General features: G+C 67.0%; 17 protein-coding genes. 15 read left to right on the top strand and 2 right to left on the bottom strand.

Annotation, left to right across the window (positions count from 1 at the left end):
* Positions 1 to 22: 22 nt before the first annotated feature.
* The 3 genes from LN047_RS11375 to LN047_RS11365 are packed head-to-tail and all read left to right on the top strand — an operon-like array spanning position 23 to position 3,388.
* Positions 23 to 994 (top strand): Bug family tripartite tricarboxylate transporter substrate binding protein, encoded by a 972-nt coding sequence (locus tag LN047_RS11375; protein ID WP_373981790.1) that lies wholly within the window; start codon positions 23 to 25, stop codon positions 992 to 994.
* Positions 991 to 2,232 carry a CaiB/BaiF CoA transferase family protein gene (locus tag LN047_RS11370; protein ID WP_373981789.1) on the top strand — a complete coding sequence of 414 codons (1,242 nt, stop codon included), beginning with the start codon at positions 991 to 993 and terminating at the stop codon, positions 2,230 to 2,232. Before LN047_RS11375 ends, LN047_RS11370 begins: the two co-directional genes overlap by 4 nt.
* The gene (locus LN047_RS11365; protein ID WP_142055701.1) at positions 2,222 to 3,388 is read left to right on the top strand and encodes an acyl-CoA dehydrogenase family protein; all 1,167 of its coding nucleotides are present in this window, start codon (positions 2,222 to 2,224) and stop codon (positions 3,386 to 3,388) included. The genes LN047_RS11370 and LN047_RS11365 overlap by 11 nt, the downstream gene beginning before the upstream one ends.
* Before the next feature lie 27 nt (positions 3,389 to 3,415).
* On the opposite strand, the gene LN047_RS11360 is transcribed toward LN047_RS11365, so the two are convergent.
* Positions 3,416 to 4,153 carry an IclR family transcriptional regulator gene (locus LN047_RS11360; protein ID WP_142055703.1) on the bottom strand — a complete coding sequence of 246 codons (738 nt, stop codon included), beginning with the start codon at positions 4,151 to 4,153 and terminating at the stop codon, positions 3,416 to 3,418.
* 139 nt (positions 4,154 to 4,292) lie between these two features.
* Between LN047_RS11360 and LN047_RS11355 the strand changes: the two genes are divergently transcribed.
* From LN047_RS11355 to LN047_RS11325, 7 genes are all read left to right on the top strand, one after another.
* Complete coding sequence (locus LN047_RS11355) at positions 4,293 to 4,670, top strand: flagellar protein FlaG (RefSeq protein ID WP_056316709.1); 378 nt, start codon at positions 4,293 to 4,295, stop codon at positions 4,668 to 4,670.
* A 144-nt stretch (positions 4,671 to 4,814) separates the two neighbouring features.
* The gene (gene fliD, locus LN047_RS11350; RefSeq protein ID WP_280023468.1) at positions 4,815 to 6,203 is read left to right on the top strand and encodes a flagellar filament capping protein FliD; all 1,389 of its coding nucleotides are present in this window, start codon (positions 4,815 to 4,817) and stop codon (positions 6,201 to 6,203) included.
* Between the two features lie 20 nt (positions 6,204 to 6,223).
* Complete coding sequence (gene fliS, locus LN047_RS11345; RefSeq protein WP_056316703.1) at positions 6,224 to 6,652, top strand: flagellar export chaperone FliS; 429 nt, start codon at positions 6,224 to 6,226, stop codon at positions 6,650 to 6,652.
* A gap of 47 nt (positions 6,653 to 6,699) precedes the next feature.
* Entirely contained in the window at positions 6,700 to 7,050 is a 351-nt protein-coding gene (locus LN047_RS11340) for a flagellar protein FliT (RefSeq protein WP_056316700.1), read from the top strand.
* Positions 7,047 to 8,426 carry a flagellar hook-length control protein FliK gene (locus LN047_RS11335; RefSeq protein WP_373981788.1) on the top strand — a complete coding sequence of 460 codons (1,380 nt, stop codon included), beginning with the start codon at positions 7,047 to 7,049 and terminating at the stop codon, positions 8,424 to 8,426. Before LN047_RS11340 ends, LN047_RS11335 begins: the two co-directional genes overlap by 4 nt.
* Entirely contained in the window at positions 8,426 to 8,752 is a 327-nt protein-coding gene (locus tag LN047_RS11330) for an EscU/YscU/HrcU family type III secretion system export apparatus switch protein (protein ID WP_056316694.1), read from the top strand. The genes LN047_RS11335 and LN047_RS11330 overlap by 1 nt, the downstream gene beginning before the upstream one ends.
* 11 nt (positions 8,753 to 8,763) lie before the next feature.
* The gene (locus tag LN047_RS11325; protein ID WP_373981787.1) at positions 8,764 to 9,567 is read left to right on the top strand and encodes a flagellar brake protein; all 804 of its coding nucleotides are present in this window, start codon (positions 8,764 to 8,766) and stop codon (positions 9,565 to 9,567) included.
* 110 nt (positions 9,568 to 9,677) lie between these two features.
* Here the strand turns inward: LN047_RS11325 and fliE are convergent, their stop codons facing one another.
* Positions 9,678 to 10,010 (bottom strand): flagellar hook-basal body complex protein FliE, encoded by a 333-nt coding sequence (fliE, locus tag LN047_RS11320; protein ID WP_056316686.1) that lies wholly within the window; start codon positions 10,008 to 10,010, stop codon positions 9,678 to 9,680.
* A 330-nt stretch (positions 10,011 to 10,340) separates the two neighbouring features.
* Here fliE and fliF point away from each other — a divergent pair, with 330 nt between their 5' ends.
* The 5 genes from fliF to fliJ all read left to right on the top strand — a co-directional run bounded on the left by fliF (position 10,341) and on the right by fliJ (position 15,721).
* A complete protein-coding gene (fliF, locus tag LN047_RS11315) occupies positions 10,341 to 12,017 on the top strand; it encodes a flagellar basal-body MS-ring/collar protein FliF (protein WP_373981786.1) in 1,677 nt (558 codons plus the stop codon).
* A complete protein-coding gene (gene fliG, locus LN047_RS11310) occupies positions 12,007 to 13,017 on the top strand; it encodes a flagellar motor switch protein FliG (RefSeq protein WP_056316680.1) in 1,011 nt (336 codons plus the stop codon). Before fliF ends, fliG begins: the two co-directional genes overlap by 11 nt.
* A complete protein-coding gene (gene fliH, locus LN047_RS11305; RefSeq protein ID WP_373981785.1) occupies positions 13,010 to 13,753 on the top strand; it encodes a flagellar assembly protein FliH in 744 nt (247 codons plus the stop codon). Before fliG ends, fliH begins: the two co-directional genes overlap by 8 nt.
* Before the next feature lie 92 nt (positions 13,754 to 13,845).
* On the top strand, positions 13,846 to 15,273 hold the full coding sequence (fliI, locus tag LN047_RS11300) for a flagellar protein export ATPase FliI (RefSeq protein WP_056318674.1): 1,428 nt from the start codon (positions 13,846 to 13,848) through the stop codon (positions 15,271 to 15,273).
* Positions 15,266 to 15,721 carry a flagellar export protein FliJ gene (gene fliJ, locus LN047_RS11295; RefSeq protein WP_056316675.1) on the top strand — a complete coding sequence of 152 codons (456 nt, stop codon included), beginning with the start codon at positions 15,266 to 15,268 and terminating at the stop codon, positions 15,719 to 15,721. The genes fliI and fliJ overlap by 8 nt, the downstream gene beginning before the upstream one ends.
* The last annotated feature ends 6 nt before the right edge of the window (positions 15,722 to 15,727 follow it).

Raw genomic sequence — 15,727 nt, 5'->3', positions numbered from 1 at the left:
CATAAAAACAGGAGACACACCCATGCAATCCCTACGCCTGCTGGGCGCCGCGCTTGTGAGCGGCGCCGCCTTGATGGCCGCTGGCCCCGCGCACGCCGCCGATTACCCCACCAAGCCCATCACCCTCGTGGTGCCCTTTCCCGCCGGATCCGGCACGGACGCCGTGGGCCGCATCTTCGGGGCCGAACTGTCGACCATTCTTGGCCAGCAGGTCGTGGTCGAGAACAAGCCCGGCGCCAACGCGACGATCGCGGCCAACTACGTGGCGCGCGCCAAGCCGGACGGCTACACGCTCTTCGTCACCACCAACACGTCCCATTCGGCCGCGCCGTGGCTGATGAAGAACGTGCCATACGACCCGGTGAAGGATTTCACCCCCATCGCGCGGGGCGGCAACCTGCCCTTCATCCTGGTCGTGAACCCGAAGCGCCCCTGGAAGACGGTGGCTGACCTGGTGGCCGACGCCAAGAAGAATCCCGGCCGCATCACCTATGCCAGCGGCAACAGCACGGGCATCGTCGCCGGCGCAACACTGGCCAACCGCGCCAAGATCGATATCCTGCACGTGCCCTACAAAGGCACGCCGCAGAGCCTGACGGACGTGGTGGGCGGCCAGGTGGACTTCATGTTTACCGATCTGGCCTCGGGCCTGCCGTTCGTGCAGTCGGGGCAATTGCGCGCCCTGGCCGTGTCCACGGCCGAGCGTAGCGCCATCGTGCCCGACCTGCCTTCCATGGCCGAAGCGGGTGTGCCCGACTTCGACCTGAATTCCTGGAATGGCTACTTCGGCCCGGGCGGGATGCCGCCCGAGATCGTGGCCAAGCTGAATGCGGCCATCAACAAGATCGCCGCGGATCCCGACACGAAAAAACGCTTGGCGGGACTGGGATTTGATGCGTTCTCCAGCACCCCCGAGGCCTTCGCCCAGTTCGTCGGTGAACAGCGCGACCTGTGGGGCAAGCTGATCCGCGACGCGGGGATCGAGCAGCAATGATCGACCAGCCCCTGCCCGACACGCCGGCCGCCGGGCCGCTCACCGGCGTGCGCATTCTGGACCTGAGCTCGGTGGTGATGGGGCCGTACGCGACCCAGGTCCTGGCGGACCTGGGCGCGGACGTCATCAAGGTGGAGTCTCCGGCGGGGGACAACATGCGGGCCGTCGGCCCCATGCGCAACCCGGGCATGGGGCACCTCTACCTGCACCTGAACCGCAACAAGCGGTCGATCGTCCTGGACCTGAAAACCCCCGAGGGCCGGGAGGCCTGCCTGAAACTGGCGGAGGGCTGCGACGCCCTGCTCTACAACATCCGCCCGCAGGCAATGGCGCGGCTGGGGCTGTCGTACGAAGCGGTGGCCGCGCGCAACCCGCGAATTGTCTATGTCGGCGCTTATGGATTCGGCGAGGCCGGCCCCTATGCCGGCCGCCCCGCCTACGACGACCTGATCCAGGGGCAGACCGGCATTGCCGCGCTGTCCGCGCAGCAGAGCGGCGATTTGCCGCGCTATGCGCCGCTGACGCTGGCTGACCGGGCGGTCGGCCTGCACGTCGGCATCGCGCTGGTGTCCGCGGTGCTGGGCGCCCGCACGCTCGGCCGCGGCCAGCAGGTGGAGATCCCGATGTTCGAGGGCATGGCGCACCTGGTGCTGGGAGACCATCTGGGCGGCGCGACGTTTGACCCGCCGATGGGCCCCACGGGCTACGCGCGCCTCTTGGCGCCGCATCGCCGGCCGTACGCCACCGCGGACGGATACATCTGCCTGCTGATCTACAACGACAAGCACTGGCGCAACTTCTTCGCGTTGATCGGGCGTCCCGAGCTGTCGCAGGATCCGCGCTTTTGCACGCACGGCGCCCGCGCGGCGCACATCAGCGAGGTCTACGCCTTCGTGGCCGAGGTGATCGCCACCCGCCCGAGCCAGGACTGGCTGACGGAACTGGCGCGCGCCGACATTCCCGCCTCGCAGCTCTACACCATCGACGGCCTGCTGCAGGACGAGCACCTGACCGCCACCGGCTTCATCCAGGAAATGGACCACCCGTCGGAAGGCCGCATTCGCACCACGGGAACGCTGGGCCGCTACGAAGGCACGCCGACTTCGATACGGCGCCCCGCCCCGCGCCTCGGGCAGCACAGCCGCGAGGTGCTGGCCGAGGCGGGCTACGGCCAGGAACAGATCGACGCCATGCTTGCCCGTGGCATTACCCAGGACGGAAACAACGATGGACTTTGAATTCACCCCCGACCAGCTCGCCCTGCGCGACGCGGTTTCGCGCATCTGTGACCGCTACCCCGACGAATACTGGCTGGAACGAGACCGCGAGGGCGGGTTTCCGGAACCCCTGCACGCGGACCTGGCGCGCGACGGCTGGCTGGGCATCGCGATGCCGCAGGAGTACGGCGGCGCGGGCCTGGGCATGACGGAAGCGGCGCTGATGATGCAGACCATCGCCGCGTCGGGTGCGGGCTTTACCGGCGCCTCGGCCGTCCACATGAACATCTTCGGGCTGAATCCGGTCGTGGTGTTCGGCAGCGATGAACAGCGCGGGCGGTGGCTCGAACCGCTGATCGCCGGCCGGGAAAAGGCCTGTTTTGCGGTCACCGAGCCCGACGCGGGGCTGGACACGACCAAACTGAGCACCCGCGCCGTGCGCCAGGGCGACGAATACATCGTCCATGGCCGCAAGATCTGGATTTCGACGGCCCAGGTGGCCAGCAAGATGCTGCTGTTGGCGCGCACAACGCCACTATCCGAGGTGGACAAGCCCACGCAGGGGCTGTCGCTCTTCTACACCGATCTGGACCGCGAAAAGATCGAAGTGCGGGAGATCGAGAAGATGGGCCGCAAGGCGGTCGATTCGAACATGCTGTTCATCGATGGCCTGCGGATTCCGGTGGCCGATCGTATCGGCGAGGAAGGCCGCGGCTTTGAATACATCCTGCACGGCTTGAATCCGGAGCGCATCCTGATCGCCGCCGAAGCGGTGGGAATTGGCCGCGCGGCGCTGGACCGGGCGGTCAAGTACGCCGGCGAACGCACCGTGTTCGGCCGCCCCATCGGCAAGAACCAGGGCATCCAGCACCCGCTTGCCCAGGCGTGGATGCAGCTGGAAGCCGCGGACCTGATGGTGTTCAAGGCGGCCAGCCTGTACGACGCAGGCAAGCCCTGCGGCCCGGCCGCCAACTCGGCCAAGTACCTGGCGGCCGAAGCGGGCTACAACGCCTGCCAGACGGCGGTGATGACGCTGGGCGGCATGGGCTACGCCAAGGAGTACCACGTGGAGCGGCTGCTGCGCGAAAGCTTCATCCCCCGCATTGCGCCGGTCAGCCCGCAGCTCATCATGTGCTTCATTGCGGAAAAGGTGCTCGGCCTGCCCAAGTCGTACTAGGCGGACCACGGCGGCAGGCGGCGCGATTCAGGCCTGCTGCTCCAGCCCCGTGCAGGCCGCCCGCAGGATCCGGGCATACGATTCCTGCTCCGGCTCGATCCGGTAGATCGGGCCGCCCACCGAAATGGCGTAGTGTTCGCCGGACAGCGTGACCGGCCAGGCGATCGCGCCCACGTCGGCGATCGACTCGCCGCTATTCATGAACCAACCCCGCTGCCGCGAGGCGTCCAAATCCGCGAGCAACGCCTCGCGGGTTACCAGGGTGCGCTCGTTGTAGCGCGTCATGGGGATGCCCGCCAGCAGCGCATCGCGCGCCGTGTCGTCCAGCAGCGAAAGCAGCGCCTTACCCAGCGAATTGGCGTGAACGTCCTTGAACTCGCCGGCAACCGGCGCGTATCGGATCGTATGGGGGGAGTCAAGCACATCCAGGTACACGACACGGCCGTCGGCCGACAGCTTGGCGAAGACCACCGTTTCGCGCGTGGCGTCGCGCAGTTCGACAAGGCTGGGATACACCCGGTCCAGGACGGGATCGGCCCGCGCGATGCGCTGGGCCATGGCGAGCAACCGGCCAGTGGGGTAATAGCCCTGGCGCCGTCCGGTTTCATACAGGTAACCCAGGCTGGTGAGCGTGCGGATCAGCGCCAGGCAGCTGGAGACCGGCACATCCAGCAGGCGAGCCAGTTCCGACAGGGGCAGCGCGCGTTTCTCGCGGGCGTAGGTTTCGATGATTTCGATAACTCGCAACGCCGTCTTGACACTCATTGCCCGATCCAGACTCTTAGCACGTGAACCATCCAGTTGCGCGGGGCTAAAGTTCGCCCCGAGGGTGCCGTTATGGTAACTGAGAATTTCCTGAAAACAGCGCGTTCTCCGAGACGCCCCCCTCGCCGTTGGAGTGATCATGGCCGTAACCCCGTTAGCCCCCGCAGCGTTCGCGTCGTTACCGGTTTCGACCGTTATCGCCACGCCCGACCCTTCCGCCACCGCCACGCCTGCACCCGCCAGCAGCAACAGCAGCGGCTCCGGCAACGCCACGTCGGATCAGGCCAATGCGCAGAAGATGCCGCTCGATAAGGCGCTGGACGAGATCAACGAACAGATGAAGGCCTGGTCGACCCAGCTTCAGTTCGAGATCGACCCGAATGTGCACCAGGTGGTTGTGTCCGTGATCGACGCCGAGTCGGGTGACGTCCTGCGCACCATCCCCAGCGAAGCGGTGCTCAAGATCGCCAAAATGATCGTGAACATGCAGGGAAACGGTATCAAGACCTCGGCCTGATCCGGCACTTAAAACGCCGTTCGCCAAAGATTGAAGCGGGGCCCGGCACGAGAACCGTCGAAATAGGCCCGCCTTATGCCTTTACCCGGCCGATAGCCGGGACCACATTTTTGTCAGAATTGCATCGCTAGGAAGGAACTTCACATGGCCACCATCACCAACCTCGGTTCGAATTCAGGCTTGCCCCTGGAGGACATCCTCTCGAAGCTGGAAGCTGCCGAGGAAAAGAAGCTGCAGCAGTACACCGTACGGCAGACCAGCTTCGAAACCCGCGTTACGGCATACGGCCAGCTCAAGAGCGCCGTGGAAGCCGTGCAGAAGGCTGCCGCCGCGCTGGGCAAGCCCGAGACGCTGGGCGCCGTGAAAGGCAGCGTGACCGGCGGCGACGCCCTGACCGCGACCGTGGCCGCCGAAGGCGCCGTGGCCGGCCAGTACACGATCAACGTGAAGAACGTTGCCACCTCCCAGACCCTGCAATCGGGCGCGGTCGCCGACCGCAAGGCGTCCAATGGCGCCACCGGTTCCTTTGAAATCGAACTGGCCGACGGCACCAAGAAGACCGTCGACCTGAAGGACGACACCTCGCTGAACGGCATCGTCAAGGCGGTCAACGCCGACGACTCGCTGGGCGTGCGCGCCACCGTCATCACCGACGGCGACGGCAAGAGCTACCTGATGATGACCGCCAAGAGCACGGGCGTGCAGGCGTCGGTCAAGTCCATCACGGTGACGGGCGACCAGTCGCTCAAGGACGTCCTGAACTACAACACCGACGCTGCCGACACCAGCGCGAAGATGACGGCCACCGCCGCTGTCGACGCTGAAATCGACATCAACGGCATCACCGTCAAGAGCGGCACGAACAACATTTCGACCGCCATCGACGGCGTCACGCTCAACCTGTCGTCCAAGACCGAAGCCGGCAAGCCCATCACGCTGAAGCTGGAAAGCGATCCCTCGGTGGCCAGCAAGGCGATCCAGAGCTTCGTGACCGCCTACAACACGCTGCAGACGACGATCAAGAACCTGACGGCTTTCGACGCCGCCGCCGCCACCAACCAGCCGCTGACCGGCGACGGCACGACGCGCGCCATCCAGTCGTCGCTCGCCAGCGCCCTGCAGTTCGTGACGGGCGAAGGCACGCTGCGTTCGCTGGCCGATCTGGGCATCACGACCAACCCGCAGACGCGCCAGCTGACGCTGGACCAGACCAAGCTGGACAAGGCGCTGTCCACGAACGGCGCGGACGTCTCGCGCATGCTGACGGGCGAAAACGGCCTGGCCGCCAATTTTGAAAAGGCGACCAAGGACATCCTGAGCGACACCGGCTCGATCAAGACCAAGACCGACGGTCTGGCCAAGTCGATCGCCAACGTGAAGGATCAGTACACGCGTGCCAAGGCCGCTGGCGAAGCTTCGCTGGAGCTGATGCGCGCGCAGTTCGTCCAGTTGGACAAATTCGTTGCGCAGCAGTCGGTCACGGCCAACTACCTGACGCAGCAGTTCGCGGCCATGAACAAGTCGACGAAGTGATAACCGAGAAGATGCATTAAATGACGTACGCCGCGCGCCGCCCCACAGGCTCATACTCTGTCCGCTCCTACGCCGATATCGGCCTGGAGACCCAAGTGATGAGCGCCACACCGGAAAGGCTGATCACCCTGCTTTACCAGGGTGCGCGCGCGGCAATCGGACAGGCTCGCCTGCATCTGCAGGAAGGGCGGGTTGCCGAGCGCGGCGCTGCTATCACCAAGGCCATCAAGATCGTCGACGAAGGCCTGAAGATGGGCCTGAACATGGAAGCCGGCGGCGACATCGCCGCCAACCTGAGCCGGCTTTACGACTACATCGTCCGCACCCTGCTCATGGCAAACCTGAAAGCCGACGTCGAGCAGTTGGACATTGCGGACCGCCTGCTGGCGGACCTGGCCGACGCCTGGCAGACTTCCATCGATCGGCCTGCCCCGGGCGCAACGCCTTGATGGCCCCCATAACCGCTATTGCCAGCCATCGATCGCCCGAGATTTCTATGACGTCGCTCACCCAGTCTTCCACCATCCTGGAACAGTACCAGGAGATCGCGCTCTCAACGAGCGAGATGTTGACGGCCGCCCAGGCCGGCGACTGGGACACCGCACTCCTGCACGGCCAGCTCTATTGCGAGCAGGTCGAGCGCCTGCGCCATGCCGAACCCGTCAATCCGCTGGACGAAGCCGGGCGCAGCATGAAGTACGACTTGCTCGTGCGCATTCTTGAAAACGATGCCATGACGCGTGACCTGGCGCTGCCCCAGTTGGCGCGGCTGGGCGAACTGCTGGGACGCATGAAGCGCCAGCAGACCCTGCTGTCCGCCTACGGCAACCAGGCGCCTGACGAATGAGCATCGGTCCCGCCGCGCTCGGCAACGTCCTGGTGCAGCGGTTGGACGCCGTGCTTGGCACGACGATGTCCGCCGCGAACGCCAACCAGATTTCGGGCGCGCGGCCCGACGCGGTCAGCCAGCCCGGCAGCCCGGAGAAAGCCGGGCCTTCGGACGGCTCGGCGCGCGATACCCGGCAAGGCATACAGACTGGCGGCGCCCGAGGCGACCGCCAGAATACTGTTGTCGACCCCAAAACCGCCGCCGCGCTGGCACTGGCCGCGCGCGGCCTGGTCACCAGCAGCGACACGACCGCCTCGGCCCCGACCACGCTGGGCACGACGGCCCGCACCATCCTGGCCCTGCTTGCCCAATACCCCGAAGCCGCGCCGGCCGTGCAAGGCCGAGCGCCTTTGTGGAGCGCCGACGCGCAGGGCGGACAGCAACCCGGCGGCGCCGCCCCAGGCAGCCAGGCCGGCCCGGCCCAACCCGGCCAACCCGCGCAGGCTGGCCAGCCCGGCCAGCCCGCCGCCGCACCGGCAACTCCGCTGCCCGCTGCCGCCACGTCTGCAGCCACGTCTGCCGCCACTCCGGGCGCTACCCCGGGCGCCCCGCTTTCTGCGGCCGCCGACGCCGCCAGCGCCAAGCCGGCCACGCATCCGGCAGGACAAGCCGGTGGCGCGAAAGGCGCCGACGCCGTCTCGCACGCCTCGCTTGCCGCCGGCGGCCCGTCTGCCCGCGCCCTCGGCCAGGCCTTGCGCAATGCGTTGCAGACCAGCGGCCTGTTCTACGAATCGCATCTGACCGACATGGTCTTCGGCCGCAAGAATCCGTCCACGCTGGAGAACGAGCCGCAAGCGCGCCTGTCTCGCGACACGGCCTCGCACGCCAACGTCCAGGCGCGCGGCCGCACCGAAGCGGCCAGCGCCAGCCGGTCTGCCGGCGGCGCAGAAGCGCCGGCGTCCTCGGGCGGCTCGGCGGCATCGTCCACGCCCGGCGCGCCGATCAGCGGCATCCATCAGGATCTGACGGTGCTGGTGCGCCAGCAGCTGGACGTGCTGGCCAATCAGACGGTGAACTGGCAAGGCGAAGCCTGGCCCGGCACGCAGATGGAATGGGAAGTCGAACGCGACCCCTACGGCGCCGACCGCGAATCGGCGGTTCCCACCTGGGCCACGCGCGTGAAGCTGGACCTGCCGCGCCTGGGCCTGGTGGACGCGCGCCTGAACCTTGCGGGCGACCAGATCGTGCTGCAGCTCATCGCGCCGCACAGCGCCTCCGAGATCAACGACTCCTCGGACATGCTACGCTCGCGCCTTCTGGCTGCCGGCCTGACCCTGAGCAATCTGACGGTAAGCGTGGTTGAACCCCGCCCCGTCATCCCGACCGATTTCTGATGAACACCCCTTCCTCCCCCGCGGACGCCGGCCCGAACGCCAACCGCAACGCGGCGGTCGCCATCTCGTACGACGAAAGCGACGGCGCGCCCCGCGTGGTGGCCAAGGGCTACGGCCAGCTGGCGGACACGATTGTCCGCGCGGCCGAGGAAAACGGACTGTACGTGCACGAATCGCGCGAACTGGTGGGCTTGCTCATGCAGGTCGACCTGGACGCGCATATTCCTCCCCAACTCTATGTCGCGGTGGCAGAATTGCTCGCCTGGCTTTACCGCCTGGAATCGCGCGACATACCCCAGGCCGCGCGGCCCGAAATCTCTACCTAAGGACGATCACCGTGTTGGATGCCGCCGATCCGGAATTCCTGCTGACCCGGCCGGAAGACATGCGCTCAGCCCTTTTCGAGCTGACGCACCCCGACAGCCACATCCTGGTGCGCGATGCCGCGGACCGTGAGATTGCCGTGCTGATCCTGGGCGCCGACAAGCAGACGCGCCAGTTCTTCTGGCGCCCGCGCGACTACGATGGCGCGGACTTCGAGCAGTCGGACAGCATGGGCCTCCTGAGCGGCACGAACTTCCACTTCCACGCCACCGCCTATGGCGGCGTGCAGATCCGCTTTCGCGTCCAGCGTCCTGACGTCATCCACTTCGATGACGGCAGCGCGGCGCTGATGTCGCCCTTCCCCGATCGCCTGGCCCGAATCCAGCGGCGCAAGATGTTTCGCGCCTCGATGATCGCCAGCGCCAACCGGTGCTTCGCCACATGGCAAGCGGCGCCGGCGGACAAGCCGCTGACTTTCACCGTGCGCGACATTTCGGTGGACGGCGTGGGCCTGCGCGTGGGACTGGCCGTGGGCGAACTGCCCGAGCGCGGCACGGTGATGCAAGACGTGGAGCTGGATTTCGGCGAACTGGGCAAGCTGAGCGCCGACCTGGAAGTGCGCAACATCTATCCGGTGTCGGGCCAGCCGATGGCCGCCGCCGACGGCAGCGACGGTGAAGCGCCCAAGCACGTGTCACTGACGGGCGAACCCCCGGTCAGCCATGTGGGCGCCCTCTTCATGAACCTGAACGCCCGCCAGGAAAACTGGCTGCAGCAGGTGGTGTGGCGCCTGGAGAAAGGCGCGCAGCGCAACTGAAACGGCGTCTTGCGGGCTCGTGGCGTGCCCCTGATGGCGCGCCCCTGATGGCACCGCTGCAACGCAAAAGGCCTTCCCCGCGGGGAAGGCCTTTGAACTGCTTGCCGGCCTTACACGGCCATCGACGAGATTTCCTTGTAGGCGGCAACCAGCTTGTTGCGCACCTGAACCGCCGTCTGAAAGCCCAAGCTGGCCTTCTGCAGGTCGATCATGACGTCGTTGAGCGAGATGTCGGGCGCGCCCAGCTCGAAGGCCTTGGCCTGGTTGCTGGCGGCGTTCTGGGCGGAGGTCACGCGACGGATGGAGCGCTGCAGTTCCGCGGCAAAACCGTCGGGTTGCGCGACGCCCTCGCCGGCGGACAGATTACCCGTCTCCGCCTTGCTCACGACCGCGCGCATCTGCTGGAGCATGCCTTCGATGCCGGACAAGCCTGATACAGCCATTACCTATTCCTTGCTGGTGGGGATTACGCCAAATTGAAGACGCAGCGTAACGCCGATTCGGGCGGTCCATAGCCGACAAGAACCGCCAAAAAACCCGATATTTCAACGAATGCGAACGTCCCCCGCAGGGGATGCGGCCCCGCTTTGCGCCTGGCCATCGACATAGGGCTTAAGTAACGCCAAAAAACGGCTGTTTTCATCGATTGGGATTGGTGTCTCAGGGGCAATAATCCACGCTCTCCCCAGACCAGAAGCACGTTGCATGTGTAATCGGCCCTACCCAGACATGAAGTCATTTTCCCTGCTCCGCGAAGCTAGCGGGAGCCGTCAATGAATCAGCAGGCTACCCTGAGCTCGTCGCTTCTGGCCAAGTTCCCCGTGCTGGAACGGGTCCGCGCGCTTCCCAAGCCCGTCCTGCTCGGCGCCGCCGCGGCCCTTGTCGCGGTGATCGTCGCCGTGGCCATGTGGAGCAGCGAACCGAAGTACAAGGTCCTGTTCTCGAACCTGGACGACCGTGACGGCGGCGCCATCGTGACGGCCCTGGGCACGATGAACGTGCCCTACCGCTACAACGAAAACGGCACCGCGCTGCTGGTGCCCGCCGACCGCGTCTATGACGCCCGGCTGCAGCTGGCCTCGCAAGGCCTGCCGCGCGGCGGCTCCGTCGGCTTCGAGCTGATGGACAACGCCCGTTTCGGCGCCAGCCAGTTTGCGGAGCAGATCAACTACCAGCGCGGTCTGGAGGGCGAGCTGGCCCGTTCGATCGAAGCCATGAACACCGTGCAGCGCGCCCGCGTCCACCTGGCCATGCCGCGCCAGTCGCTGTTCGTGCGCGAGCGCCAGGCGCCCACCGCCTCCGTGCTGCTGAACCTGTACCCGGGCCGCAGCCTGAGCGATGCGCAGGTGTCCGCGATCTCCTGGCTGGTGGCTTCCAGCGTGCCGGAACTGACCGCCGAAAGCGTGTCCATCGTCGACCAGAACGGCCGCCTGCTGTCCGCCCCGCTGGGCGAAGGCCGCGGCATGGACGCCGACCAGCTTCGCTTCGTGCGCGAGATCGAGCAGCGCACCGTCGAGCGCATCCTCACCATCCTGAATCCCCTGGTCGGCCCCGGCAACGTGCACGCCCAGGCCACCGCCGACGTCGACTTCTCGCGCCGCGAGGAAACGTCCGAGGTCTACCGTCCGAACCAGGAACCTGGCCAGGCCGCCGTGCGCAGCCAGCAGACCAGCGATTCCACCCAGCGTGGCGTCGGCCCGGCCCAAGGCGTGCCCGGCGCGCTGTCGAACCAGGCGCCCGCCAACGCGCAGGCGCCCATCACCAATCCCCCGCAGCAACAGCCGCCCCGCCCCGGCCAGCCTCCGCAGGCGGCCAACGCGCAGCAGCAGCAACAACAGCAGCAGACCGGCACGCAGGCCCCCGCCGGCAACCTGAACGAACGCCGCGACGCGACGACGAACTACGAAGTCGACCGCACCATCAGCCACATCAAGCAGCCCGTGGGCAACCTCAAGCGCATGTCGGTGGCCGTGGTCGTGAACTACGTGCGCGACAAGGACGGCGAACTGCAAGCCTTGCCGCCCGAGGAACTGAACAAGCTCACCAACCTGGTGCGCGAGGCAATGGGCTATTCCGAAGGCCGTGGCGACTCGCTGAACCTGGTCAACAGCCAGTTCAACGATGGCCCGCCGCCGCTGCCGATGTGGCGTGATCCGGAAATGATCGCGCTGTTCAAGACGATCCTGCTCTGGCTGGTCGGTGGCGTCCTGGCCCTGTGGCTGTACCGCAAGATTCGCCGCTCGGTCACCGAGTACCTGTACCCGCCGGTGGATCCGGAGCAGGCCGAAGCCGAGCGCGCCGAAGCCGCCCGCGAGGCCCAGGACCTGGCCCGCGCCAAGGAAACCGATCGCTATCAGGACAACCTCGAACGCGCTCGCACCATGGCCAACAAGGATCCGCGCGCCGTCGCGATGGTCCTGCGCACCTGGATGACCAAAGATGAAAAATGATTCCCTGCCGATGGACGGCATGACGCGCAGCGCCGTCCTGATGATGTCGCTGGGCGAAGACGCCGCGGCCGAAGTGTTCAAGTACCTGAGCGCCCGTGAAGTGCAGCAGGTCGGCGCCGCGATGGCGAGCCTCAAGCAGGTCACGCGCAACGACGTCGCCGTCGTGCTGGAAGAGTTCCGCCAGGAAGCCGACCAGTTCATGGCCGTGACGCTGGGCTCGGACGACTACATCCGCAGCGTCCTGACCAAGGCGCTGGGCAGCGACCGCGCAGCTGGCCTGATCGAGGACATCCTGGAAGCCGGCGACGGCGGCAGCGGCATCGACGCGCTGAACTGGCTGGATCCGAACACCGTGGCCGAGCTGATCGGCGACGAGCACCCGCAGATCATCGCGACCATCCTGGTGCACCTGGAGCGCGACCGCGCCGCGGGCGTGCTGGCGCTGTTGACCGACCGCCTGCGCAACGACGTCATGCTGCGCATCGCCACCTTCGGCGGCGTGCAGCCGGCCGCGCTGTCCGAGCTGACCGAAGTGCTGAACTCCGTGCTGGCCGGCCAGGGCGCCAAGCGCAGCAAGATGGGCGGCGTGCGCACCGCGGCCGAGATCCTGAACATGATGAACTCGACGCAGGAAGAGACCGTGGTCGCCAGCCTGCGCGAACGCGACAACGACCTGGCGCAGAAGATCATCGACGAGATGTTCGTCTTCGACAACCTGCTCGACGTCGAGGACCGCGCGATCCAGCTCATCCTCAAGGAAATCGACAACGACACGCTCATGGTGGCGCTCAAGGGCGCCCAGGAAGAGCTGCGCGCCAAGTTCCTGCGCAACATGTCCAGCCGTGCGGCCGAAATGCTGCGCGAGGACCTGGAAGCCCAGGGCCCGATCCGCATGTCGAAGGTCGAGACCGAACAGAAGAAGATCCTGCAGATCGCCCGCCGCCTGGCGGAAAGCGGCCAGATCGTGTTGGGCAACTCCGGAGACGACGCGTATGTCTGAAGCGGACAACGGCGCGGCGACGCTCATCTCGCGCAGCGCCGCCTGGCGGCGCTGGCAGATGCTGTCGTTCGACGAGCCGGCGCCCGTCGAAGTCGAACCCGAGCCGGAACCCGACCCGGGCCCCGATCCCGCCGTGGTGATGGCGCAGTTGCGCGCCCAAGCGATTGCGGAAGGCCACGAGGAAGGCGTCACGCGCGGTCATGCCGCCGGGTTCGAAGCTGGCCAGCAGGCGGGCTATGAGGCCGGTCTTGCCGCCGGCCGCGAAGCCGGCCAAGCCGAAGGCCTGGCCCAGGGCCGCGAACAGGGCGCCGCCGAAGCGCAGCGCCTGCATGCGCTGGTGGAAGCCTGCGCCGTCTCGATCGGCGCGCTGGAAGAAAAGATGGGCCAGAGCCTGTTGACGCTGGCCCTGGACATTGCCCAGCAAGTCGTGCGCACCACCCTCGCCGAACAGCCCGAAACGGTGGTGAACGCCGTGCGCGACGTGCTGCACATCAATCCGACGGCCGGCGGCCAGATGCGCCTGTGGGCCAATCCGGACGATATCGAACTGATCCGCCTGCACCTGGCCGACGAATTGAAGGAAGGCCACTGGCGCGTGCTGGCCGATGAATCCATTCTGCGTGGCGGCTGCCGCGCCGAGACGCCTTTCGGCGACATCGACGCCACCTTGCAGACCCGCTGGCGCCGCGTGGCCGCCTCGCTCGGCCGCAACGCCTCCTGGGAGGAGCCGGTGTGAACGGCAATCCGGCCTCCGAGCAACCCGGCCAGGCTGGCGCGCCCCTCGCGGGCGCCCCGGCCGTTTCCGCGTCGGCCAAGCCGACCGCGCCCGTGCTCGACCGCTGGCAAACGCAGCTTGAGATCGGCTCGATTCGTGCGGCGTCCACCGATCCGTGGCTGGTCAGCGGCAAGATCACGCGCGCGACCGGCCTCGTGCTGCATGCCACCGGCCTGCGCCTGCCCGTCGGCGCCGCCGCCCGCATCGAGATCGCGCGCGGTCACGACCATTGGGCCGACGCCGAAGTCGTGGGCTTTGACGGTCACACGCTGTACCTGATGCCGCAAGCCGATATTTCCGGCCTGCCGCCCGGCGCGCGCGTCGTGCCTGGCGAACCGCCCGTGCAGCGCCAGATTCCGCTGCCGCGCAAGGCCGAACTGAACGGCAACGCCAAGCCCCAGCTTGGCCGCCACCTGCCTGTCGGCAACGCCCTGCTTGGCCGCGTGCTGGACGGCGCGGGCCGTCCGCTCGACGGCCTGGGTCCGCTGACCGGCGCCGAACTGGCGCCCCTGTCTGCCCAACCGATCAACCCGCTGTCGCGCGCGCCCATCGATACGGTGCTGGACACCGGCGTGCGCGCCATCAATGGCCTGCTCACGGTCGGCCGCGGCCAGCGCATGGGCCTGTTCGCCGGTTCCGGCGTCGGTAAATCCGTGCTGCTGGGCATGATGGCCCGCTATACCAAGGCCGACGTGATCGTGGTCGGCCTGATCGGCGAACGGGGCCGTGAAGTCAAGGAATTCATCGAGCACAACCTGGGCCCGGAAGGCCTGGCGCGCTCGGTCGTGGTGGCCGCGCCGGCCGACGTGTCGGCGCTGCTGCGACTGCAAGGCGCCGCTTACGCCACGCGCCTGGCCGAGCATTTCCGCGACCAGGGCCTGGACGTGCTGCTGATCATGGACTCGCTGACCCGCTACGCGATGGCGCAACGGGAAATCGCGCTGGCCATCGGCGAACCGCCCGCCACCAAGGGCTATCCGCCGTCGGTCTTTGCCAAGCTGCCCACGCTGGTGGAACGCGCGGGCATGGGCGCGCCCGGCCCGTCCGGCAAGGCCGGCTCCATCACGGCGTTCTACACCGTGCTGGCCGAGGGCGACGATCAACAGGATCCGATCGCCGACTCGGCGCGCGCAATCTTGGACGGCCACGTCGTGCTGTCGCGCCACCTGGCCGAATCGGGCCACTACCCCGCCATCGACATCGAAGCGTCGATTTCGCGGGCGATGACCTCGCTCATCACGCCGCAGCAGTTCTCCATCGTGCGCCGCTTCAAGCAAAGCCTGTCGCGTTACCAGCGCAACCGCGACCTCATCGCCGTGGGCGCATACGCCGCCGGCAACGACCCGCAGCTGGACGACGCCATCGCGCGCTACCCGCGCCTGGAAGCCTTCCTGCAGCAGGACATCGGCGAGAACGTCGGGTACGAAGACGCCGTCAATCAATTGCGAGCCAGTTTCGAATCACGGGACACTTATGCCTAGCCAACTGCCTCTGGACATGCTGATCAACCTGGCCAAGGAAAGCACGGACGAAGCCGCGCGCCTGCTCGGCCGGCTGACCGCCGAACGCAGCAATGCGCAACGCCAGCTTTCCATGCTGCACGACTACCGCCAGGACTACCTCGAGCGCCTTCAGACGGCGATGACGACGGGCATGGCCGCCAGCGACTGCCACAACTATCAGCGCTTCATCGGCACGCTGGACGACGCGATCGGCCAGCAGCAGGGCGTGCTGCGCCAAGCCGAGGAAAACCTGTCCAAGGGACAGCTCTATTGGCAGCAGGAAAAACGCAAGCTCAACTCCTACGATGCCCTGGCGCAGCGCGAACAGCGCGCCCAGGCGCTGGTGGAGTCGCGCCGTGAACAGCGCGCCAACGACGAATACTCCGCCCGCCTGGTCCAGCGCCAGGCCAGCGGCATGCAGCATTAAGCAATA

Origin of the sequence: Achromobacter sp. JD417 (assembly GCF_041879325.1) — a bacterium.
Taxonomy (GTDB): Bacteria; Pseudomonadota; Gammaproteobacteria; order Burkholderiales; family Burkholderiaceae_B; genus Achromobacter; species Achromobacter mucicolens.
Note: the sequence above shows the minus strand (reverse complement) of the source record. Positions and strands in the feature narration are given on the sequence as shown.